Raw genomic sequence first — 22,852 nt, 5'->3', positions numbered from 1 at the left:
AGGAACCGGGCGGCACGGGGCCGCCCGGCACTAGTCATGCGACAGTCAGAGTTCAGGCTGACCGACCAACGCGCCCTGGAAACCGATTTCCGGAGTCTCGGGCGAGAAGATGGAAGCGAACCAGCCGGGGTTGGGCACCAGCGACGGCGGGAAAGCATTGCAGCCCGCCTTCATTTCTTCCCAGGATCCGGTTTCGCAATATTTGATGGTCTCGTTGGTGACAAGTGGCAGCGGCAGGGTGATGCGATGCGGTACATCTTTGCCTTCCAGCTTTTGCACCGCAAGCTTCAACGCATAGCCACCTGAATAAGGCGGCGAAGCGTAGGAGATGCGCGGTGCGCCCAGCGGTGCATAAGGTGCTTCACCACCCTCGACCTTGGTGCCGATGGGCAGCATCTGGATGCGGCCGCCATTGGAACCTTCGCCAGCGCAGGGCAGCAGTTCTTCCGGCTTCTTGCCGGCTTCCAGTTCCATGGAGTTCGCGGTGAAGCAACCCACCTGCATCCACAGGCCGTCGATATCGTCCCAGCTGCGTGTCGCCAGGATCTTCGAGAGTTCGGTGCGGGCCGTCGCCTGGCTCCACATGCCGACAGCTTCGGCAATGATCTTGATGTCGGGATGCTTGTCGAAGACTTCCTTGGCTGCCTTGGTGCGCAAGGTGTCGACCGAGGTGCCGGGGACGCCGGTAATGGCGACGATATTGCCTTTGCCGTTGAGCTTCTTGACCAGCCATTCGGCAGTGACGCGGCCCGCCTCTTCCTGGTCGATCGAGATATTATAGGCGCAGGGCTCGGTGATCTCGGCATCGTAGGCAAAGATGAGAACGCCCTTGTCGCAGGCATTCTTCACGGCAGCATTGAGGGCCGTGGGCGAGATCGGGAAGATGATGATTGCCTGGGCGCCAGCCTGCACCATGGCGTTGATCTGCTGGATCTGACGCTGGGCATTGGGGCCGGCCACTTGCACCTGCAGATCGACCTTGTCGGCCATGGACGGGTGCGCCGCCATGGCTTTCACCATGTTGGCGGCCTCAGCCTGCCAGTCGTTGCCGATGAAACTCATCGACAGGAAAATCTTGAACTTGTCGGCGGCATGGGCGGCACCACCCTGCAGCATGATGGACGCGCCGAGCGCAAAGGCCAGCCCAAGCCTCAGCGCACCTTTCAAAGGTGTCATTGTTTCTCTCCCAAACATGCGACCGCGTTTTCCTAGACGCCCTTTGGGTGTCCGCGCCCCCGATCCACGGTCACATCAGAACGGGAGCCGATTGTTTTTGATCATTTGATCATAAATCACATATCATGGAAATGACAAGTCACAATGATGGCTTGACGGGATACCCGCCCACCGATAGCCGGTTCGACCAGGATGAAAGAACCCATGCCAGCGAGTCGCCCGCGCCGCCGCACCAGCAACCTGCCGCAAATGCAGGTGGCGCGCGTCACCCTGCCCGACGAGATCTACCGCCAGATCAAAACCATGATTCTCGACGGCGGCTTGATCCCGGGAGAATTGGTGACCATCCAGGGGCTCGCAACAGCGTTTGGCGTCAGTGCCATGCCGGTACGTGAAGCGCTGCAGCGTCTTACCGCCGAACGGGCGCTGACCGTCATCTCAGGACGGTCCGTGGGCATTCCGGAAGTCGACGCGCGGCGGCTGACCGACCTTTCACGCGTACGGGCCGAAATTGAAGGGTTGGCGGCGGAATGGGCGACGCCCAACGTGACCCTGGCCGATCAGGCCAAACTGGAAGGCCTGGTCAAGACGATGGCCAAGGCGGCGGAGGATGGCGATACCCGGACCTATGTCCGCGCCAACCACGATTTCCACTTCACCGTCTATGCCGCCTCCGGCTCCGAGACACTGCTCGGCACGATCGAGGGCATCTGGCTGCAGGTCAGCCCCTATTTCCACCTGCTGCACAGTTCGGGCAATTACCTAGCCGCCAATGAGGAACATAAGCTGATCCTGCGGGCGATCCAGAGTGGCGACGCCAAGGCCTGCGCCATGCACTTCCGCGAGGATATCAACAGCGCCACGCGCGTATTGCTTGGCTTGCTGAGCTAACTTAGCGCACCGCCACACAACTCAATTGACAGGCCGGTTGACGCGGGGCAGCGTGCATGCCCCGTCACCGACCGTGCGAAGGATCTGACCACCGATGGATACCGAGTTCCACCGTACCAAGCGCTTGCCGCCCTACGTCTTCGCCGAGGTCAATAAGCTGAAAGCTGCCGCCCGTGCCGCCGGCCGCGATATCATCGATTTCGGCATGGGAAATCCCGACCAACCACCGCCCAAGCATGTCAGCGACAAGCTCGCCGAGACCCTGCTGGATCCGCGGGCCCATCGCTATTCCAATTCGCGCGGCATCCCCGGATTGCGGAAGGCTCTGGCCGGATATTATGCACGCCGCTTCAATGTGGAAATCGACCCCGATCGCGAGGCGATCGTCACCTTGGGATCGAAGGAAGGGCTAGCCAATCTTGCCCAGGCCATCACCAGTCCTGGCGACGTGATCCTGGCACCCAACCCCAGCTACCCCATTCATGCTTTCGGCTTCATCATCGCCGGTGCATCGATCCGCTCGATCCCTTTTCAGCCCGGCCAGGATTTCCTGGAATCCATGGACCGCGCTGTGCGCCATTCGGTGCCAAAGCCGCTGGCCGTCATCGTCAACTACCCCAGCAACCCCACCGCCGAAATCGCCACGCTCGATTTCTATCGCGAAGTTGTCGCCTTCTGTCGCAAGCACGGCATCTTCATCATCTCCGACATCGCCTATGCCGAAGTCTATTTCGACGGCAACCCACCCCCCTCCATCCTGGAGGTGCCCGGGGCCAAGGAGATCGCGGTCGAATTCAGTTCGATGAGCAAGACCTATTCCATGCCCGGCTGGCGCATCGGCTTTTGTGTTGGCAATGACCGGCTGATCGGCGCGTTGACGCGGGTCAAATCCTATCTCGATTACGGCGCCTTCACGCCGATCCAGGTGGCGGCAACGGCCGCCCTCAACGGACCCCAGGATTGCGTCGAAGAAATGCGGACACGCTACAAAAGCCGGCGCGATGTGCTGATCGAAGGATTGAACGCCGCCGGTTGGCCGGTGACACCACCGCCCGCCTCAATGTTCGCCTGGGCGCAGATCCCGGAACGCTTCCGCGCACTCGGCTCCCTGGAATTCTCCAAGCTGCTGATCGAAAAGGCCGGTGTCGCCGTGGCGCCTGGTGTCGGCTTTGGCGAATATGGCGACGACCATGTCCGCTTCGCCTTGGTCGAGAACGAGCACCGCACCCGCCAGGCCATCCGCGCCATCAAGGCTGCTCTCAGGTAGAGTCCAGCGTCACAAACACGGCCAGCCCCCTAGAAGCCTGGCCGAGTTTGGGTCGGTGTCAGGTCAGGCGCCGTCCGCTTGCAGCGTCAAAAGCATGCAGGCGCTCTGGTGGCAGCGAGATCGAAAGCCGATCACCGATGGCGGCATCTCCGCGCTCAAGCGTGAAGGCCTTGAACGAGACGCCGCAGAGCCGCAGATGCAGGATGGTCCCGAGGCCGGTCGGCTCGACCAGTTCGACAACACCCTCAAAGCCAGCCGCATCCCCCAGCACGATATGTTCCGGGCGAATGCCGATCGTGACGGCGACCCCATCTTCGATTCTCGCAGCCTTTCCCGCTTCGGCATCAATCTTCTGCAAGGGCGCCTGCAGCGGTAGTGTCAATCCCTCTGACAGATCGATCCAGGCAGCGCCACCATCCCGACGGTAACGCCCCTCTATCATGTTCATGGCCGGCGACCCGATGAATCCCGCCACGAACAGATTGGCCGGTCGGTCGTAGAGATCCAGCGGGGTCCCCACCTGCTGCACGATTCCGCCGTTGAGGGCGACGATCCGATCGGCCAGGGTCATCGCTTCGATCTGGTCGTGCGTCACATAGACGGAGGTGGCGCCCAGGGAATGGTGCAGCTTCTTGATCTCGCCACGCATCTGCTCACGCAGCCGGGCATCCAGATTGGACAACGGCTCGTCGAACAGGAAGGCTTTCGGCGCACGCACGATGGCGCGCCCCATAGCGACGCGTTGACGCTGGCCGCCGGACAGCGCCTTGGGTCGACGAGCCATCAATGCATCGAGACCGAGAATATTGGCGGCGCCGTTGACTGCAGCAGCAATTTTTTCGCGCCCGGTCTTTCTCAGCCGCAGGCTGTAGCTCATATTTTCGGCAACCGTCATATGCGGATAAAGTGCATAGGATTGGAACACCATGGCGATATCACGATCGCGTGGCGGCAAATCATTGACCCGCCTGTCATCAATTCGGATCTCGCCAGCAGAAATGTCTTCCAATCCGGCAATCATGCGCAGCAAGGTCGATTTGCCACAGCCCGAAGGGCCGACAAGGACGACGAACTCGCCATCCCGAATCTTAAGGTCGATTCCATGGAGGATCTGTATAGGCCCGTAAGCCTTGCGGATGTCGACGATATCGATCGATGCCATGGAATGCTCCCTCAGCCCTTGACCGCGCCGGCCGTCAGGCCCTGCACGAGATAGCGCTGGATGAGAAGGAAAAAGAAACCGGCCGGAATGAGGGCCAGCACGCCAGCCGCCATCATCTGGCCGAAATCCACCGAGAATTTCGAAACGAAGGACAGGAGTCCAACCGGGAATGTGCTGGCGGCCGTGCTGGAGATCAACATCAAGGCAAAGAGCAATTCGCTCCAGGCGGCCGTAAAGACGAAACCCAAAGTGGCCGCGATGCCCGGCAAGGTCAGCGGCAGGATGATCTGCCGGAAAGCACGGAACCGCGAGGCGCCATCAATCATTGCCGCTTCTTCAAGCTCCCTGGGAATACCGTCGAAGAAGCTTTGCATCAGGAACGTGGCAAAGGGCACGTTGAAGGCGACATAGACGATCACCAACCCGGTCAGGCTATTGGTCAAACCCAGCGGCGACAGCATTTTGAAGATCGGCGCCACCAGCATGACCAGCGGAAACATCTGGGTCAGCAGCATCAATGCCACGATCCAATATTTGCCGCGAAAGGTGAACCGCGACAATGCGTAGCCAGCGGTGGCGGCGAGCACTGTCACGATAATTGCGGTCGCTCCCGACACGATCAGGCTGTTGCGGAAGAAGCGCGGAAAATCGCTGTGTTGAAGCACGAAGGCATAATGCTCGAAGCCGACGCGTGACGGCCACAGCCGAACACCTTCGGAATAGAGAAGGTCGTTCGGCGTCACAGAAACCTTCAGCAGCCAGTACAGGGGAAAGAGCGCCACGGCGATGTAGAGCAGAATCGCGAGGCGATGGGCGACAGCGGCGGCAATTTGGCGCTTGCGCATCCTCATGCCCTCCGCAGCAGGGATTGGCGCAGCAACACAATCAGCAGCGAGTAAGTCATCAACAAGACCAGCAGAACAACGGCAATCGCCGACGCATAGCCGAAATCCAACCGCCGGAATGCCTGGGTGAAAATGTAGGAGGCGACGATCTGGGTGCGATCCGCGGGACCGCCATTGGTCATCACGATGATCAGGTCGGCGAAATTGGCGATCCAAACGGTGCGCAAAAGGACCGTGATGGCGATGGTCGGTGCCAGAAACGGCAGCGTAATGGAGCGAAAACGCTGTACCGCATTGGCGCCATCGATCGATGCGGCCTCGTAGAGATCGCGCGGGATCGCCTGCAAGGCGGCCAGCAATGTGATGGCGAAAAAGGGGATGCCCCACCAGACATTGGCGATGATCGGTCCCCACATCGCCATGGTCGGATCGGACAACAGGTTGGTCGGCGCTGAGGTCAAGCCAAGGGCAAAAAACCAATGTGGCAGTGGCCCCACCACGGGATTGAACATCCAGGCCCAGTTGAGCCCCGACAGAAAGCTGGGAACGGCCCAGGGCAGGAAGACCAGAGCCTGCGCAATAGCGCGGCCACGAAACGGACGGTCGAGCAACAGTGCCAGGATCAGGCCGAAAATGAACTGCAGCGATACCGATGCGCCGGCCCAGAGAAAGGTATTCTTCAATGCCCGGGCAAAAGCAGGATCTGTGGTCAGGGCACGAAAATGGTCCAAGCCGACGAATCCGCCACTGAAGGGATCAAGCAGTTTCACATCCCGAAAGGCATAGGAAAGGCCAAGCGCCAACGGCACCAGCATTACCGTCACGATCAGGATCAAAGCTGGTGCCGCGTAGAGATATGGCTCGCTCGCAATTGCCAGGCGCTGCAGCAGGGAACGCCGGTCCGGTCCACGTCGATCTGATGGAATTGCGAGACTCATGAATTGATGAAGCTTTCCAAATCGAACGTCATACGGATCGCGTCCCGGGCAGAGCCTTCAGGCAAGCTCGCAGCGCAGGACGGGTTGAGCAGGGCAAAGTCCGGAAACTGCCGGTGCATGGAACTTCCATGCACCGGCACGCCGACCTGACGGACGCTGAGCGATAATTCTATCGCCCAGGCCACGCGATATTGCCGCTCCGGAAAAAGCGTCAGTCACTAGTTCACTTGTTGCTCAAGAACTTTTGCTGCGCTTTGGTCAAGTAATCAGCCCATTGCTTGGCCAGTTCTTCCGGCGTCAGATCGCCCAACAAGGCTTCCTGGCTCGTCTTGATCACCAGCGAGTCCTTGAAGAAGGCGAATTCCTCCAGATAAGTCGGCATGACTGTTGGCACCACCGACTTGTCAGACAGTTCCTCAAACCAGCCCTTGAACTGGTCGTTGGCGTAGAACGGATCTTTCTCCGCCGATTTATGAACCGGCAGCGCGCCCGTCTTCTGGTTCCAGGCGATATTGCCTTTCTTGCCCTCCAGCGCCGCGATCAGCTTCCAGGACAGGTCCTTATGGGTACTGTTGGCAAACATCGACCAGCCGGCGTAGCCAATGGTCGGGAAGGCTTTGCCGCTCTCCCCCTTTGGCATGGGTGCCACGCCGTAATCCTCGGGCTTCATGCGCTGGGCGATCGCGATCAGCGCATCAGGATCCTGATCCAGCATGGCGCAGGTGCCGGAATAGAAGCCGGCCACGATTTCATTAAAGCTCCAGTTCACGCTGTCCTTCGGCGCGTAGCCGTTCTTGTAGAGATCGATCAGGAAAGTAAGCCCCTTGACCCAACCCGCTTCAGCAAAGGTCGAGGTGCCGTCCGGTTTGAAAAACTCGTTCGAGCCATTGGCCGTTGCACCAAACATCACCCAACCATTGAGGCCGCCAGGACCACCGCGCAGGCAGTAACCGTACTTGCCCGGCAGAGCCGAGACCTTCTTTGCCGCCTCCATGAACTCGTCCAACGTCTTCGGCGGTGCTGCGACGCCGGCTTCGGCGAACAGCTTCTTATTGTAGAACATCGCCCGCAGATAGAACCCATAGGGCAGCATGTAGGCCTTGTTCTTGATGGCCCGGCCAAATTCCAATGCGCGGTCATTGAGATCGGCGGTCTCGTCCCATTTGGCGAGATATGGCTCAAGATCTTCGAGCGCGCCATTGTTGGCATAGAGCGAGAGCCAGGTATCCGGCATCTCCACCACGTCCGGCGTCTCTCCCGCCGAAACCATGGTCGCAAATTTCTCGAACGCCTCACCCCATGGCAGCGAGATGATTTCAACCTCGGCGCCGGGATTATCGGCTTCAAAATCCTTGACGATGGATTTCAGCGTTTCAGTACGCTCCGGGCTGGTAATCACTTCGACGATCTTCAGTGCTTCGGCCTGTGCGGCGCCGGTCAGCAACATTGTGAATGCCGTCGTGGCAATAAGTTTCTTGATCACATTGTCCTCCCTTTATCATCGTTTGATCGGTCGCGGTTTTTAACAGCTTCGTTGATGGCTTGCATGAGGTCGTTCCACAGAGCTTCGATCCCTTCCAGTCCGACATGCAGACGGACAGAATTCGGGTCGATGCCAAAATCCAGTGCTGAATTGGGTGCCGCCGCCTGTGCCCGAACGACCAAGCCGGGCACGATCAGGCTTTCATGACCGCCCCAGCTCACGCCGAGCTTGAACAGCCGCAGCTGGTCCGCAAAGCGCGGCACGTTCACGCCGTCGCGAAAGGTGAAGGAAAACAGGCCGGACGTGCCATGCAGGCCGGTCGGCAAATGATTGCCGAGGCCTGGGTGGCTGACGGAGACAATGGCAGGATGCGCCGCAAGTCGTCTCGCAATGGCAAGCCCGGCCGCTTCATGTGCCTTCATGCGGATCGGCAAGGTCCGAAGGCCGCGGATCAGCAACCAGGCATCGAATGGCGACATCTTGCCGCCGAGATAGGGCGACGTCGTCGAGCGGATTTTGCCGATCAGGTCGCGCGATCCGGCGACGACACCGGCGACGACATCGCTATGCCCACCGAGATATTTCGAGGCCGAATGCAGGACCAGATCGACGCCGAGGGCGATCGGCTGCTGGAACACCGGCGTTGCCCAACTGTTGTCGATGATGCTGAGAATGCCACGTTGCCGTGCCAGGGCCGCCAGGGCGCGCACATCATGGGTCTCCATGGTCCAACTGGTAGGGCTTTCCAGGTAGAGCAGTGCGGCACCATCGAGTGCCTGGCTGACAGCGGCCGGATCGCGCCCATCGACATAGATTACGGTGATGCCAAAGCGAGATAGAAAAGTTTGGAACAGTCGATAGGCATCGGGATAGACATGCCGCACGCAAACGATGCGATCACCGGGCTTCAGGAACGTCAGCACTGTCGAGGAGATCGCCGCCATGCCGCTGGCAAAGCCGAGCGCATCCTCGGTTCCTTCCAGTTCGGCAAGCTTTTCTTCGAAAACCCGCACTGTCGGGTTGAGACCACGGGAATAGGTCGGTCGCACCTTCAGGCCGCGATAGGTTTCCTCCATCTCGGCATAGGTCGAGAAGGTGAAGAGCGAGGTCTGCACGATTGGCGGCACCACCGCGTCGTAAGCGATAGCATCGTCATGAGCAACAATGCGGCTGGCGCGCTCGAACGGATCACTGCCGTCAAGTGTCGGAAACTCCCTTAACGAATCCGGCGCAGCAATCGTCGGTTTGGTGGGAATCGGGCCGTTCGTCATCGGGACATTTCCTTGATGTCTTCCTCAACGATCGCCAGGATCGCGAGCGTCATATGCCGGGCGCGGTCAAGATCCTGAGCCGCGATGGCATCAAATAGCAGTCGGTGAAATGGGAATGAGCGGCGGGCGAAATCCCAACGCTCGAAAGGTTGCTCCCAGAAACTCTTGAAGGTTTCGCGCATCTGTTCCAACAACTGCGGAAACATCGCATTGTGCGTGGCATCGTAGATCGCCAGATGGAAGGCGAGGTCTTCCGGCCCGGCAGTGCCCTTTTCGTAATGCACCGCTTCCATGGCCAGCAGCTTTTCTTCGATCCGCGCCAAATCTTCCGGCGTGCGCCGCAAGGCGGCCAAGGCGCTGGCCTCGGTTTCCAGACCGCGGCGGATGTCGAGCGTCTGCAGCAGGGCATCGCGCAGATGCCCGACGTCAAAAGAGAGTGGCAAATGTACGGTGTCGGCCGAAATGTTGCGCAGCAGATAAGTTCCGCTGCCCTTGCGGGATTCGACCATACCCAGTGCTTGCCATTGGCGAATGACCTCGCGCACCGTCGAACGACCGACTGCCAAAGAAGCCATCAGTTCCCGCTCCGCCGGCAGCCGGTCGCCGGGCTTGAGCTGTGACCGTCCGATGAAGTCAGCCAATGCCGCCATGACACTCTGCGCCCGATCGGACTTTGGCAGCGGCTGCAGCCTGACGGTCAAGTCGGTCATTTCTTCGGCACTGCCCCCCTCAGCTGTCCCTGACCGCGCCCAAAAAAACGCGAAACCAATCTTTGAGAAGGATCAAATTCCTCATTTCTCAAAATTGGTCTGACATCTGATAGATTTGACCGAGAAACGGAGCATGTCAAGCGGCCATCCCAGAGCGAGCGCCGCCGACAGACGCTTTATTCAAGGTAAGGGGAGTGAGCCGGGTCGGCTCCAAGCCTGCGGCTTATTTGGCGATCCGAAAGGCGGTCTGATCGATTCCGTGACGATGCAGCTTGTCATAGAAAGTCTTGCGCGGAATGCCGAGCGCCTTGATCGTCGCCTGCACGTCGCCGCGATGAGTAGCGAGCGCCGCGCGGATTTGTTCGGCCTCAAATGCTTCCATACGCTGCGGCAGGCTTGCGCCAGGCTCTATCGATTCTATCGGCGCGGCGGGCCCAATTGGCGCCGTATCATCCATGAGGCCAAGGGCGACACGTTCGGCATAGTGGGCAAGTTCGCGTACATTCCCTGGCCAATCATGTTCCTCCAAATGCCGTCGGACCACAGTACCGATCATGGCTGGCTCGCGCCGAAAGCGCTTGGCCGCACCTCCGAGGAAATGGCCAAAGAGAAGCGGTATGTCCGTTTTACGTTCCCGCAGGGGCGGAATACGCACCGTCGCCACATGCAGACGATAATAGAGGTCTTCACGAAACCTGCCCTGGCGCACAAGTTCTTGAAGATCTGCCTTTGAGGCAGCGATCACCCGGACATCCACACGGCGCACATCATTGGCGCCGAGCGGTGTGATCTCCCGTGCCTCGAGCACCCGCAGCAGCTTGACCTGCAGTGCCGGTGACATAGCTTCGATTTCATCGAGGAAAAGCGTGCCGCCATGGGCATGCTCGACCCGCCCAACGCGTTTCTTGAGAGCACCGGTGAAAGCACCCGCCTCGTACCCGAACAGCTCGCTTTCGATCATCGTCTCTGGCAGGGCGCCGCAATTGACCGCCACGAAAGGCCGATTGACCCGGTGACTCCAGCGATGCAACGCATTTGCCACGACCTCTTTGCCGCTGCCTGTCTCACCTTCGACGAGGACATCGACATCCGCGTCGGCAATCTGGCGCAACGTCTGCCGCAAGCGCACCATGCCCGGCGTGGTGCCAAGTAGAGGCATGTCGTTGCTTGCTGCTTCCGCGGCCCGCCTCAGTTCGCGGTTCTCAAGAACCAGATGCCGCTTTTCAAGCGCGTGGCGAATACTGCCCAGAAGCCGGTCTATGGCATAGGGTTTGGCGACGAAATCGTAGGCACCCTCGCGCATGGCATCTACCGCCATGGCAATGTCACCGTGGCCGGTCACAAGAATGACGGGCAGGTCCGGATCCAAACGCTTGAGGCGCCGGAATAGCTCCAACCCATCTATCCGCGGCATCCGCACATCGGTGACCACAATGCCGGAGAAACTCGCATCAAGCTCGGCCAGCGCTGCAGTCGCGGAAGGATAGGGTGCCACGGCAAGGCCGGCCAGCATCAAAGCCTGAACATTGGCCGCTCGCAGGGCATCATCGTCATCGATGAAAGCGACGTCCATCATAGGCTCCTTGGCAAGGTAATGCGGAAGACCGCCCCGTCGTGATTCTCTGCGCCAAACGTGCCGCCGAACTCGGCGATGATCTCATTCGAGATGACCAGGCCAAGTCCAAGGCCTTTCGGTTTCGTGGTGGTGAAGGGCATGAACAACTCCTTCATGACCTCCGGCGGCAGGCCGGAACCGTTATCGGACACCGTCACTGTGACCTGTTCCGCCGTCGCCACCGCATCGATCCGGATTCGTCCGTCCGGCTGCTCGGACAATGCTTCAATGGCATTTTGCAGCAAATTGACGAAGACTTGCTCCAACCGCACACGTTCGGCGGCGACCACAATATCCTCTGCCGCCATATTCACGGTAAGATCGATGGCTTGCTGCTTCAGCCTATGACCGACGAGCAGGCGCGTGCCATCAATGACAGCGCGGAGCGATACAGGTTCGATCTTGCTGGGTGTCTTGCGGGCAAAGGCGCGCAATTCGTCGGTGATGATTCCAATGCGCTCGGTCAAGGAAGAGATGGTCGAGAGATTGGTTGACACTGCGCCCGCTTCTCCCCGTGCAAGAAGCGTTTCTGAATTCTCCGCAAAAATACGGATCGCAGCGAGCGGCTGATTGACCTCGTGCGCGACACTGGCCGCGATCTGCCCAAGGACGGCAAGCTTGCTTGCCTGCACAAGCTCATCCTGCATGTCATGGAGTGCCATCTGGGCACGCCGGCGCTCGTCCATCTCAGTTCGCAACCGATCGTTGGCATCGCTGAGTTCCGCCGTACGGACATCGACGCGCGCTTCGAGGTCGCGGCGCGCGACGGCCTGCATGGCTCTTTCGTTGCGCAATCTCTTGCGACGCGACATCCACAATCCCACCGCCCCCAATCCGATGACACCGACAAGCAGGGCCAGAGACCGCGCAGCCGTCGTGGCAAGACCGATTGCCTGCTCCGTTGGCTCAAGGACATGAAGTGTCCAGCCGATGGTGGGAACCGGCGCGGTGATTTCGACAAACTCCCGGCTTCCCTGGATACCGGGCAAGCTTGTCGAAACCGTCGTGGGGGCCTTCCCATCCGGCCGGATTGGCAGAAGATCAAGCGTCGCGTCGCCAAATTGCAGGCTCGCCCGGATGTCGTTTCGTTGATCGAGGGGAATGAGCATCGTCGTCCGAAAACGCCACTGCGGCTCGCTCGTCACCAGAACAATCGCCCGCTCATCGGTGGCGAAGGTCGGTTCGGCAAAGCGCCGCCATTCGGCTTCGATCGCATCGAATTCCGCCTTGACGACCAGGACACCCAGCGGCTCTGCGCCATCGTCGATCCGCTGCGTCAAATAGAGGCCTGGCCGCCTGCTGACCGTGCCAAAGGCAAAGTGTTCGGCGCTGCCGTTAGCCATCGCACGCTGATAGTAGGGTCTGAACGCATAGTCGTTGCCGACGAAGCTGGTCGGCGTGAGATAATTGCTGGCGGCAATCGCGACACCCTTGGCATCGAGGAGATAAATGGCCCCTGCCCGCGTGCTCTCGGCCAACAGCTGAAACTTGGCATTGAGTGTGGCGAGATGTGCCGCGTCACCCTGAAGGAGCGCTGCCCGGACATCCGGGTCCTGCGCCAGAATGATGGGCAGTGTGCGCTGCTTCTCAATTTCGCTGCGGAGCGTTGCAATCCGCAACCCAACCGCCGCCTCCGCCGACCCTTGCACTTCGGATAGCGCCCAGCGCTCAGCACCGTATTGGGCGATGCGATCCAAACCAACAAGAATGGCGATGGCGAGCAGGAGCAGCACCGCCTGGAACAAGCGATGGCGCCGCGAGGTCTTGTTGGTCTGCATGTCGATCTGAGGCGGTTTCAACGGGCTGCCTCGCAAGTGTTTTGTGTGGATTTTCGCACACGACTTTCGAAAATTTGTGCGTAATTCCGCCAAGCTTGTCAAGCTGCTCCGATTGGCCAATTATTTTATATATATAAAACAGATACTTAAGTGAACCCCGCGGCGACCAGCGGGTTGGTACGGGCTTTGCTGAAGGCAGTTGGCCGGCTGGTCTTTTTTGCACCGGCAGCCACGCAATCAACTCGGCTCCGAACGATGCCCAAACAATGAGGCGTCGACAGCCCTTGGGAGAGGAACGACCTATGACACAGGCCATTTTGGCGCCGGCACCGACCGCGCCCCGCAAATTCTATCGTCACCTCTATTTTCAGGTCCTGGTCGCCATCGCGGCAGGCATCCTGCTCGGACACTTCTACCCAAGCCTGGGCGCTGACATGAAGCCCCTGGGCGATGCCTTCATCAAGCTGGTGAAAATGGTCATCGCGCCGGTGATCTTCCTCACCGTCGTAACCGGCATTGCCGGCATGCGAGATCTTGGCAAGGTCGGCCGTGTGGCCGGCAAGGCCATGATCTACTTCCTGACCTTCTCGACGCTTGCCCTCGTGATCGGCCTGGTGGTCGGCAACGTTATCCAACCGGGCGCCGGGCTCAACGTCGATCCCGCCACGCTGGACCCGAAAGCGGTCGCCGACTATGCCGCCAAGGCTCACGATCAGACGATTGTCGGCTTTCTCACCAACATCATTCCGGTAACGCCGATCGGCGCCCTTGCTTCGGGCGAGATCCTGCAGGTGTTGTTCTTTGCCGTACTTTTTGGCATCGCCCTTGCTGCTATTGGCGAGCGTGGCGACCCGATTATGACGGTGCTGACGGCCCTGTCGCAAGCGATGTTCAAGCTCGTCGCCATCCTGATGAAAGCAGCACCCATCGGCGCCTTCGGCGCGATGGCCTTCACCATCGGTAAATATGGCATCGGGTCCGTTGCCAATCTCGCCATGCTGGTGGGCACTTTCTATCTGACCGCCATTCTGTTCGTTGTCATCGTGCTTGGCGCCGTTGCCCGCTACAACGGCTTCTCGATCTTTGCCCTGCTCCGTTACATCAAAGAAGAGCTGCTGCTGGTTCTCGGCACATCATCGTCCGAAGCGGCCCTGCCCAGCCTAATGGAAAAGATGCAGCGCGCCGGCTGTCCCAAATCTGTGGTCGGCCTGGTCATTCCGACGGGCTATTCCTTCAACCTCGACGGCACCAACATCTATATGACGCTGGCGGCCTTGTTCATCGCCCAGGCTACCGGCATTGAGCTCAGCCTGTGGGATCAGATCCTGCTGCTCCTGATCGCCATGTTGAGCTCCAAGGGTGCCGCGGGCATTACCGGTGCCGGCTTCATCACGCTGGCAGCAACCCTGTCCGTCGTTCCCTCTGTGCCGGTCGCTGGCATGGCGCTGATCTTGGGTATCGATCGCTTCATGTCCGAATGCCGGGCGCTCACCAATCTGGTTGGCAATGCGGTGGCAACCATTGTCGTCGCCCGCTGGGAAGGGGAACTCGACGAAGGCCAGCTCAAGGCAGCCCTGGCCGGCAAGGCGATCGATCCCGAGCTTCTGGTATCGGCCGTCCCGGCGGAATAATCGTCCAACACAGACCGCAAAGATGATCGCCCCGCATCCCTCCGCGGGGCGATCAGGGACTAGAATTGGGTGGTAATGCCACCGACCACCGACCAATCGTCATCGACCAGATAGATCAACCGCCAGCGGTCGAACGTCGTGCAGGGATGCGAGATTCCGCAGCAGATCAGATCACCGACCTGCAGATCATCGCCGTCGCCAATCGTCAAATAAGCATGCTGGTCGTTCATGCCCTTGACTGACCAGCCAGCCGGAACCGGCCGTGGCTGCGCGTCATCGCCGGGCCGATAGCACAGCACCGGTTTCGGCAGATCGATGTCGAATGAGGCATCGCGCTTGCCCATAGTGAGGATCGCTAAACCCGGCTCCGGCCGCGACTGGACCATCGACCAGACGAAAAGAGCTGGCTGCAACCGGCCCATGCTGCGCCAATCCGCAGGGATGCGATCCTGCAACCGATCGAAAATCTCGTCATAATAATGGGAATCGTGTGTGAGGTAGCAGCCGCTGCGAATGACGACGCGCGTTTTTCTCGACAGGCGTATCTCGGCAAAACGCCGCGCCACCATGTCGAAATAGGCCGAACCGCCCGCCGTCAACATGACTTCATCGCTCGCAAAGGCCCCGCCCCGGTCGGCCGCAATAGCAGCCTCGGTCAGGAAGTCGAGGAATTTTCCGACCTGCCCTTCGTCGGCGGCCGCATCTGAGGTATGGATCAATCCCTCGAAGCAGGCCAGCCCTTCCAGCGACAGGTGCGCACGGCAATCAACGAGGGCATCGATGGTCGCCTGTACCTGCTGCAGGGATCGGCAGCCGGTCCGCCCCCCGATCATGCCGACTTCGAGAAGCACTCGGAGCTTGCCAGCGAACCCCGCATTGACAGCGAGATCATGAAGCTGCCGCGCGCCCACCGCGGAATCGACATAGCTCCAGAAGGCGAGGTCGGGATAGCGCATGAGCAACGCGATCGCCCCGAATATGTCAGCCTTGGACACCATCTGGTTGGCCATCAAGATGCGGCGGCAGCCCGATTCGGCGGCCACCACAGCCTGCTGGATCGTGGCGACCGTCAGGCCCCAGCAACCGTCTGCCGCCTGGCGTGCGAACAATTGCGGGCTCATGGTGGTCTTGCCGTGCGGCATCAACTCGGCACCGGTATGGACGAGAAACTGAGCCATCCATTTGCCATTGTGATCGACAGCCGACTGCAGAATGGTCGCCACCGGATAGGGCGTGTCTCCACGCAGCACGTTAAGGCCAAGCGTGCCGAGTTGCGTCATGCTCACCGCAGGAAGGTAGGCCGGGTAGCCCTTGGTCTGTCCATCGACGGACCCCTGCCCCGCGCGAGCCAAGGCAGCATCAAGCGCCGCTTGGTCGAACCCGGGCGCGGTCTCTTCTTGACGAAGATTCTTGTCGCTGCTTGGCATGGTCTCGTCCCGTCAGTTGCTTGGCTTGTTGATCGTTTGCTTATGACGCCAGAGCGCTCTTGCGTAGCGCCATTTCGCGCAGGAACGCGTCCTTGGGCACGATCGCCCCGCGATGCCCGACGACGATGGCGGCGCAGGCGTGGCCCATGCGGGCGGCTGCCTGCAATGTCGCGCCGGTCAGCAAGGCGGACAGAAAGCCCGCATTGAAGGAATCGCCGGCCGCGGTCGTATCGACGATGCGGTCGGCTGCAGCCGCAGGAATCACGTCGCGTCCGCCGGCACTCGATATCATGCAGCCTCGGGCGCCGTCCTTGACGATGACGACCCGCGATCCGGCGTCATGGATCAGGCCCGTCGCTTCTTCCAATCCAGAGACACCATGGAGCGCTCGCTCATCGTCGAGGCCGGCCAGCACGATATCGCTCTCGGCCAGCTGGCGGCGAAATTCCCGTCGCGCCAGTTCGACCGAACTCCAGCCACGCGGCCGGTAATTGTCGTCAAAGACAACCTTGCCGCCCTTTTTACGAAACTGCCGCAACAACTCGAACAGGCGATCGCGACCGTCGTCACCATAAAGAGAGAGACTAATCCCAGTGAGGTACAGCCAGTCATACGACATCAGGGCACGGCACAGTTCAGGCCCATGCGGATCGGCAAATATCTCGCGCGCTGGTGCGCGGTCACGCCAATAGAAGAAGCTGCGCTCTCCCTGCTCGTCCAACTCGATCGTGTAAAGGCCGGGCAGGCGTCCTGGAACACGCCGCACGAGGTTGGTCCCAATTCCTTCACTTTGCCAATCGGCCAGCATCCGTGTGCTGTAGATGTCGTCACCCAGTGCCGTGACATAGTCGACGGTGGTACCGAGGCGCGCCAGATACACGGCTGTATTGAGCGTATCGCCCCCGAAAGCCAAATGACGGGATCCGGACGCGAGATCGGCCGCCGAGAGCTCGATCATGCATTCACCGATCGAGGCAATGCGTGGGCCGCCGCGTGCGCTTGGCACTGGTACGGCTGGTACCCCTTCCCCCTTCGTCATGGCAGCCAATCCAAACTATCGTGCGCCGGGGCGCACGCCGCCGAGACGGGCCGACATCTCATAAGCAGCGTCGGTCAATTGCCGGCGATAGCGGCGATGATTCTGCAGCCCCTCTTCCCGCGGCGTCAGCAGGCAGAGCGTTGCAACACAATGCTGATGCTGGTCATGCACCGCTGCGGCAAAACAGTGGGTGAAATGCCCGTCCACACCGTCACAGGAGAAGAACCCTTCGGCGCGCGCCTGATGAACTTCGGCGAGAAAGGATTCCGCCTTCAGTCGCTTGCCTTGCGGCAGGATAAAATCTTCAGTGGGGATGAGATCCAGGATATCGGCGTCATCCAGATGCGATACCAGCAACCGGCCCGACGCCGTCCAGGGCAACGGCACCTGTTCGCCGACGTCGGAACTGATGCGGAAATGCCTCTCGCCTTCCTTCATCTGCATGACGACATATTTCCGATCTTCGATCATGCAGAACTGTGCTGTCTGCGTGGTACTCGCCGACAGGCGATCCAGATATTCCACCGCCAGACGCATGATGTCGAAATGATGAAGATAGGACAAGCCGAACAGATACAGACGGCGTCCGAGAAAGACACGGCCTTCAGCGTCCGTCGGCTCAAGCACACGGCGGCGCAGCAGCAGCCCGATAATGTCGTAGACAGTCGATTTCGGCGCACCGATGGCGATGGCGATCTCGTTCGGCCGCATCGGCCGCCTGGCTTCCTGGAGGAATTCGAGAATATGGAATGCTCGGTCGATGCCGCGCGCACGGGGACCTGCCTCAGCCGATGCAGTATCCGCCACGCTTGCCTTTGGTGCCCGGGCGGCGGGCCTGGCGCGGGGGGTGCGATCAGCAACCGACTCGACGCCGCCCTTGGCTGTGACCCTGCGGCGCGCCCTGGATTGCGGCAGATTGGGCGTCTTTTGCATGGAGATCCCTCTTAGAACTGAGCGCTTTTCAGGAACTCGGCGAGGCGCTTGGACTGGGGATTGCGGAAAAGTTCCTCAGGTTTCCCCTGCTCCTCGATCCGGCCCTGATTCATAAAGACTACACGGTCGGAGACCTCGAAAGCGAACTTCATCTCATGGGTCACCAGCAGCATGGTCATCCCGTCACTTGCCAAGGTCTTGATGACGTTCAGTACCTCGTTCACCAGTTCCGGATCAAGGGCGGAGGTAACCTCGTCGAACAGCATGACTTTCGGGCTCATGGCAACTGCGCGGGCAATGGCGACCCGCTGCTGCTGGCCGCCGGACAATTGGCCAGGATAGTGCCCGCGCCGGTCGAGCATACCGACCCGCGCCAGCCATTTCTCGGCGATCGCAACTGCCTCGTCCTGCGGCATTTTCTTCACCTTGGTCAGACCCAAGGTGACATTCCCGAGCGCTGTCATATGCGGGAACAGGTTGAACTGCTGGAACACCATGCCGGTCATCGCCCGCTGGCGCGCGATCTCGACCTCCTTTTTCGGCTTCCGGTCGGGGCCTGGCAGGTAGCCGATTTCCTCGCCATCGATGCGGATATGACCCTCCTGAAAATCCTCCAACATGTTGACGCAGCGCAGCATCGTGGTCTTGCCCGAACCGCTGGAGCCGATGACCGAGACGACATCCCCGCTTTCCATGGCAAGGTCGACGCCCTTCAGAACCTCGAGGTCCTTGAACTTCTTATGCAAGTTTTCGATCTGTAGAACGGGCATCCCCAACGATTCCTCCTCACTCATGACGGCAGCGCGACGCGGCGCTCAAGATACCGGCCCAGCCGCTCTATCGAGAAATTGATCAGAAAATAGATGATGCCAGCCAGGAAGTAGAATTCGAGGCTCATGAAATTGCGCGAAATGATCTGCCTGGTCGCAAGCATCAGCTCCACCACGCCGATCACCGACAGCAGGGTCGATGCCTTGACCATTTCAGCTGCGGTATTGACCCAGCTCGGCAGCGCTTGGCGCAGGGCCTGCGGCGCCAGGACATAGATGAAAGCCTGCCGGAAAGTGAGGCCAATGGCCTTGGCAGCCTCCATCTGTCCCTTCGGCAGCGCCAACAGGGCGCCGCGCAAAGTCTCGCCAACATGAGAGCTGCAGAAAATGGTGAGCGCGAAGACACCAGCCTGGAATGCCGTCAACTGAATGCCGATTTGGGACAGTAGGTAGTAGCAAGCCAGGATCAACACGAAGACGGGTGTGCCGCGGACATATTCCAAGACAGCCCGTACAACGAAACGTGGCACCTGCCGTCCATAGACCAAGACAAGGCCGACACCGATCCCGAGAAGCGTCCCCAGCGAAATGGCCAAGGCCGAGATCAGCACCGTCATGCCAACCCCCTGGAGGATGGGCCAGCGAGCAAGCCAGAATTCAGTGAAGAAATGCGTGAGATCGGACATTTGTTCGGTCATCAACGAGGAATTGCCAAACGCCGCTCTGCGAACCGCAGGCCGGCAGCGATCAAATAGCAGGCGGTGACGTACATCAGACTACAGACCGACCAGGTTTCGATCACACGGAACGTGTTTACGTTAATCTGCCGCGCATAGAAGGTGAGGTCCGGCACTGCGATCGCTGCCGCCAGGGACGTATCCTTGAACAGTGAGATGAAGTTGTTGGCGAGTGCCGGAAGAGCGTTGCGCAGCATGACTGGAAGGATGACCCACAGCCGGGTCTGCCGTTCAGTAAGGCCGATTGCCAGACCAGCTTCGCGCAAGCCTCGCGGCAGTGCCAGCAAAGCGCCTCGAAAAACCTCGGTCAGATAGGCGCCGGCATAGATGGCGAGGGTCGCGACGAAGGCCTCGACCTTGCCGATGCGTACGCCCAACTGCTCCGGCACAACGAAATAAGTGAAGATGATCAGGAAGAAGATCGGCATGTTGCGAATGATCGTCACATAAGTCGACGCCACCCGACGCAGCACAGCGTTCTTCGAGATCATCGCAAAGGCCGCTGTCAGGCCTATCAAACATCCGACCAAGATGGCGAATACCGCCATTGCCAAGCCGAGTCCCAGCCCGGATAGCAACAAGTCGAAGTCTCGCCAAACCGGTGCGAAATTGAGTTGATAACCCATGACAGCGGCCCCGTCGATCTTCTAACAGAGCTTACTTATACTCGACCGGAAAGCCAATCTGGGGAACCGGCAGGTCGACGCCGAACCACTTCTTAAAGGAAGCGGCATAGGTACCGAACTCGACACCAGTCATGGCTTCATGGAATACCGTATTCACGAAATTCAACCATTGCTGATCACCACGCTTAACAGCGCAGGAGTAGCTCTGCGGGCTCCAGCCATAGCCGGCATCCAGATATTTGCCGGGTTGCTGCACGATCAGCCATTTCACCGAGGATTGGTCGGTAGCCGAGGCATCGGCCTGGCCGCTGTTCAAAGCCTGATACATGAGATCGACGCTCTCATACTGATCGACTTTGGCTTCGGGTAGAGCAGCGTGCACCATGTCCTCGGCATAGACGTTTTGGAGGACCGAGACGGTGGCACCGCTGCCGGCGGCCTTCAACTCGTCATAGGATTTGAATTTGCCACCTTCCTTGAGCAACAGGCCGACGCCCTCACGGTAGTACGGGATCGTGACGGCCACCTGCTGGGCACGCTCAGCGGTCACTGTCATAAACTGGCAAGTGATGTCGACCTTGCCGGTGGTGACGTTCGGAATACGCGCGTCTGACGATTGCTCAACGAATTCGATCTTGTTGGGGTCATTGAACAGACCCTTGGCGACGAGATGCGCCATGTCGATGTCAAAGCCCACCAGGTTTCCGTTTTCGTCCTTGAAATGCCACGGAGCATTGGTGCTGCCTGTGCCGACGATCAGGTGGCCGCGTGCCAGAATTTCGTCGAGCTTGCTCACTTCCTGTGCGTTGGCCGGCAGCGAACTGGTCGCCGCAACCGCTACGAACATCGTCAACCCGGCCAGCGTTTTGCGCAGTTTGTTGGTCATAGATCCCCTCCCTCATGCGATGAAACGGCAATCTACCGAATTCCAATATATTGGAACTGATTACACAGTGGTAGACAAGAGGGACTATCGGATGATAGTCGAAAGCGAGTCAAGAAGATCGTCGTGCCCTCGTTCTTGGATGTTGGGAACGCGATCTCCATGTCGGCGCTGAAGGACTTCCCGCCTACCGGCAGCAACGCGAGTGCACGCGATGACTTCCGAGCTGGAAGAACAATTTCATGACGAGGGAGCAGACAATTATGGCCACGAAGCCCGCGACAAAGACGAAGGCGAAACCTGCTGGCAAGGCGCGGAAAATACCGATCGGCGTGCCGAAGGCGGGCGCCGGCGGCATGGCATTGCCCTTCAGCCCGGCGATACGCGCCGGCGATTTTGTCTATGTCTCAGGTCAGGTGGGCTTTGACGCACACAACGAAATCGTCGCCGGCGGCATCGTCGCCCAGGTGCGCCAGACCATCGAGAACATGGCCCGGATTCTGGAAGCTGCCGGCTGCTCGCTCGATGATGTGATCAAGGTGAATGTGTGGTTGGATGACGCTCGCGACTTCGCAAGTTTCAACCGAGTCTATGCCGGCTATTTCAAGGACGTCCCACCGGCACGCTCGACGGTGCAATCACCTTTGACGATTGACGCCAAGATCGAGATGGATTGCATCGCCTACCGACCGCTGTGAGGCACCGACGGAGGGTGTCAGGCAGCTTGACCGACAGCCACCGCACTCTCGGCCGGTTTGAGGTCGCATTTATAGAGGTCCGTTGACTTCTGCATGTTTCTACCGGCCTGGCGTCGATATTCTGACGGCGCCAGGCCGCAGAGCTTGCGAAATTGGCGATTGAAATTCGAAATATTGTTGAAGCCGGTTTCAAAACAGATGCTGGTAATGGGCTTATCAGTCTGGGCGAGCAGGTCGCAGGCCAGATTGATCCGCATCCTGTTCAGATAGTGAACGAAACCATGCCCGGTATTTCTCTTGAAGAAGCGCGAGAAGATGGATTCCGACATACCGAAATAATTTGCGACATCGGACAGGTGAATATCCTCGGCAATGCTGGCTGACAGGAAATCCAGAACCTTGTTGATTGTCTCCGACGTCCCATGGTCCAGCGTCGGGCAGTAGTGTCGGCTCGAGAGAATCTTCCGCTCAGACGAGCGGCTCAATTCGTAGAGCAGTTCGAACAAAAGCAGGACCCTGCGCATGGCGGTCGCCTTGCCGATTTCGCCAAGCAGCTCCGCTCCCAGCTCGGCCGCGGCACCAGAAAACTCGATTCCAAATACGGCCTCGCTGAGCAAGCCGTCGATCTCCTTGAACTCCGGCCATAGCCGCATCGCATCCTGCACAAAGCTGTCGCTGAACTGCACCAGCATGTCGCGGTCTTCGATACTCTCACCGATCGCGATGTCGCTGACCCAGTTGTGTGGCAGGTTGGGGCCAGTCAGCACCAGTGTGCCGGGGCGGAAATCACCGACATAGTCGCCAATGAACATCTTGCCGGACGATTCCTGGATGAGATGAAGTTCGTATTCCGGGTGGTAATGCCATTTCGCGAGTTCATAGGGGTAGCCATGGACGTTCCACCGAAACGATTCCCGCGGCCCCCCAACAATGAGTTCAAAATCCGGCGTGCTGGATTTTCGCTTGGTCATG

At 59.5% G+C, this 22,852-nt stretch carries 22 protein-coding genes; 4 read left to right on the top strand and 18 right to left on the bottom strand.

The window, feature by feature from the left end; translation table 11 throughout:
• Nucleotides 1-45 precede the first annotated feature (45 nt).
• Nucleotides 46-1,176, bottom strand: a complete 1,131-nt coding sequence (locus AC1DWZ_RS00970) for a sugar ABC transporter substrate-binding protein (RefSeq protein ID WP_477166989.1) — start codon at nucleotides 1,174-1,176, stop codon at nucleotides 46-48.
• 204 nt (nucleotides 1,177-1,380) lie between these two features.
• On the opposite strand from AC1DWZ_RS00970, the gene AC1DWZ_RS00965 reads away from it, so the two are divergent.
• Together AC1DWZ_RS00965 and AC1DWZ_RS00960 are read left to right on the top strand one after the other, a co-directional pair.
• Nucleotides 1,381-2,067 (top strand): GntR family transcriptional regulator, encoded by a 687-nt coding sequence (locus tag AC1DWZ_RS00965; protein ID WP_477166988.1) that lies wholly within the window; start codon nucleotides 1,381-1,383, stop codon nucleotides 2,065-2,067.
• Between the two features lie 94 nt (nucleotides 2,068-2,161).
• A complete protein-coding gene (locus AC1DWZ_RS00960) occupies nucleotides 2,162-3,334 on the top strand; it encodes an LL-diaminopimelate aminotransferase (protein WP_477166987.1) in 1,173 nt (390 codons plus the stop codon).
• A gap of 58 nt (nucleotides 3,335-3,392) precedes the next feature.
• Here AC1DWZ_RS00960 and AC1DWZ_RS00955 read toward each other — a convergent pair whose 3' ends face one another.
• The 9 genes from AC1DWZ_RS00955 to AC1DWZ_RS00915 form a co-directional block, all read right to left on the bottom strand.
• On the bottom strand, nucleotides 3,393-4,496 hold the full coding sequence (locus AC1DWZ_RS00955; RefSeq protein ID WP_477166986.1) for an ABC transporter ATP-binding protein: 1,104 nt from the start codon (nucleotides 4,494-4,496) through the stop codon (nucleotides 3,393-3,395).
• A gap of 11 nt (nucleotides 4,497-4,507) precedes the next feature.
• Nucleotides 4,508-5,341, bottom strand: coding sequence for a carbohydrate ABC transporter permease (locus tag AC1DWZ_RS00950; RefSeq protein ID WP_477166985.1), 834 nt, complete (start codon nucleotides 5,339-5,341; stop codon nucleotides 4,508-4,510).
• 2 nt (nucleotides 5,342-5,343) lie between these two features.
• Nucleotides 5,344-6,279 (bottom strand): carbohydrate ABC transporter permease, encoded by a 936-nt coding sequence (locus AC1DWZ_RS00945; protein WP_477166984.1) that lies wholly within the window; start codon nucleotides 6,277-6,279, stop codon nucleotides 5,344-5,346.
• Entirely contained in the window at nucleotides 6,276-6,464 is a 189-nt protein-coding gene (locus AC1DWZ_RS00940; protein WP_477166983.1) for a hypothetical protein, read from the bottom strand. Before AC1DWZ_RS00940 ends, AC1DWZ_RS00945 begins: the two co-directional genes overlap by 4 nt.
• Nucleotides 6,465-6,502: 38 nt before the next feature.
• Nucleotides 6,503-7,762 (bottom strand): ABC transporter substrate-binding protein, encoded by a 1,260-nt coding sequence (locus AC1DWZ_RS00935; protein WP_477166982.1) that lies wholly within the window; start codon nucleotides 7,760-7,762, stop codon nucleotides 6,503-6,505.
• A complete protein-coding gene (locus tag AC1DWZ_RS00930; RefSeq protein WP_477166981.1) occupies nucleotides 7,759-9,033 on the bottom strand; it encodes a PLP-dependent transferase in 1,275 nt (424 codons plus the stop codon). Before AC1DWZ_RS00930 ends, AC1DWZ_RS00935 begins: the two co-directional genes overlap by 4 nt.
• Nucleotides 9,030-9,683 carry a FadR/GntR family transcriptional regulator gene (locus AC1DWZ_RS00925; RefSeq protein WP_477166980.1) on the bottom strand — a complete coding sequence of 218 codons (654 nt, stop codon included), beginning with the start codon at nucleotides 9,681-9,683 and terminating at the stop codon, nucleotides 9,030-9,032. Before AC1DWZ_RS00925 ends, AC1DWZ_RS00930 begins: the two co-directional genes overlap by 4 nt.
• A gap of 283 nt (nucleotides 9,684-9,966) precedes the next feature.
• Nucleotides 9,967-11,316: a sigma-54-dependent transcriptional regulator gene (locus AC1DWZ_RS00920; RefSeq protein WP_477166979.1), complete on the bottom strand. Its 1,350-nt coding sequence runs from the start codon at nucleotides 11,314-11,316 to the stop codon at nucleotides 9,967-9,969.
• Complete coding sequence (locus AC1DWZ_RS00915; protein ID WP_477166978.1) at nucleotides 11,316-13,157, bottom strand: sensor histidine kinase; 1,842 nt, start codon at nucleotides 13,155-13,157, stop codon at nucleotides 11,316-11,318. Before AC1DWZ_RS00915 ends, AC1DWZ_RS00920 begins: the two co-directional genes overlap by 1 nt.
• Nucleotides 13,158-13,438: 281 nt before the next feature.
• Here AC1DWZ_RS00915 and AC1DWZ_RS00910 point away from each other — a divergent pair, with 281 nt between their 5' ends.
• Nucleotides 13,439-14,767, top strand: coding sequence for a dicarboxylate/amino acid:cation symporter (locus AC1DWZ_RS00910; protein WP_477166977.1), 1,329 nt, complete (start codon nucleotides 13,439-13,441; stop codon nucleotides 14,765-14,767).
• A 59-nt stretch (nucleotides 14,768-14,826) separates the two neighbouring features.
• Here the strand turns inward: AC1DWZ_RS00910 and AC1DWZ_RS00905 are convergent, their stop codons facing one another.
• The 7 genes from AC1DWZ_RS00905 to AC1DWZ_RS00875 are packed head-to-tail and all read right to left on the bottom strand — an operon-like array spanning nucleotide 14,827 to nucleotide 21,185.
• Nucleotides 14,827-16,194, bottom strand: a complete 1,368-nt coding sequence (locus tag AC1DWZ_RS00905; RefSeq protein WP_477166976.1) for an amino acid deaminase — start codon at nucleotides 16,192-16,194, stop codon at nucleotides 14,827-14,829.
• 40 nt (nucleotides 16,195-16,234) lie between these two features.
• On the bottom strand, nucleotides 16,235-17,233 hold the full coding sequence (locus AC1DWZ_RS00900; protein ID WP_477166975.1) for a sugar kinase: 999 nt from the start codon (nucleotides 17,231-17,233) through the stop codon (nucleotides 16,235-16,237).
• Nucleotides 17,234-17,248: 15 nt separating this feature from the next.
• Nucleotides 17,249-18,166: an IclR family transcriptional regulator gene (locus AC1DWZ_RS00895; RefSeq protein ID WP_477166974.1), complete on the bottom strand. Its 918-nt coding sequence runs from the start codon at nucleotides 18,164-18,166 to the stop codon at nucleotides 17,249-17,251.
• An 11-nt stretch (nucleotides 18,167-18,177) separates the two neighbouring features.
• Nucleotides 18,178-18,936, bottom strand: a complete 759-nt coding sequence (locus AC1DWZ_RS00890; protein ID WP_477166973.1) for an amino acid ABC transporter ATP-binding protein — start codon at nucleotides 18,934-18,936, stop codon at nucleotides 18,178-18,180.
• A gap of 20 nt (nucleotides 18,937-18,956) precedes the next feature.
• On the bottom strand, nucleotides 18,957-19,634 hold the full coding sequence (locus tag AC1DWZ_RS00885; RefSeq protein WP_477166972.1) for an amino acid ABC transporter permease: 678 nt from the start codon (nucleotides 19,632-19,634) through the stop codon (nucleotides 18,957-18,959).
• Complete coding sequence (locus AC1DWZ_RS00880; RefSeq protein WP_477166971.1) at nucleotides 19,634-20,299, bottom strand: amino acid ABC transporter permease; 666 nt, start codon at nucleotides 20,297-20,299, stop codon at nucleotides 19,634-19,636. The genes AC1DWZ_RS00885 and AC1DWZ_RS00880 overlap by 1 nt, the downstream gene beginning before the upstream one ends.
• 31 nt (nucleotides 20,300-20,330) lie before the next feature.
• Nucleotides 20,331-21,185: a transporter substrate-binding domain-containing protein gene (locus AC1DWZ_RS00875; protein ID WP_477166970.1), complete on the bottom strand. Its 855-nt coding sequence runs from the start codon at nucleotides 21,183-21,185 to the stop codon at nucleotides 20,331-20,333.
• 260 nt (nucleotides 21,186-21,445) lie between these two features.
• On the opposite strand from AC1DWZ_RS00875, the gene AC1DWZ_RS00870 reads away from it, so the two are divergent.
• Entirely contained in the window at nucleotides 21,446-21,880 is a 435-nt protein-coding gene (locus tag AC1DWZ_RS00870; RefSeq protein WP_477166969.1) for a RidA family protein, read from the top strand.
• Between the two features lie 17 nt (nucleotides 21,881-21,897).
• Here the strand turns inward: AC1DWZ_RS00870 and AC1DWZ_RS00865 are convergent, their stop codons facing one another.
• Nucleotides 21,898-22,851, bottom strand: a complete 954-nt coding sequence (locus AC1DWZ_RS00865; protein WP_477166968.1) for a helix-turn-helix domain-containing protein — start codon at nucleotides 22,849-22,851, stop codon at nucleotides 21,898-21,900.
• Nucleotide 22,852 lies beyond the last annotated feature (1 nt).

The sequence above is a fragment of the Dongia sp. P2_B8 genome, assembly GCF_056404715.1.
The sequence above is the reverse complement of the archived record's forward strand: the minus strand, read 5'-3'. Positions and strand labels throughout refer to the sequence as shown.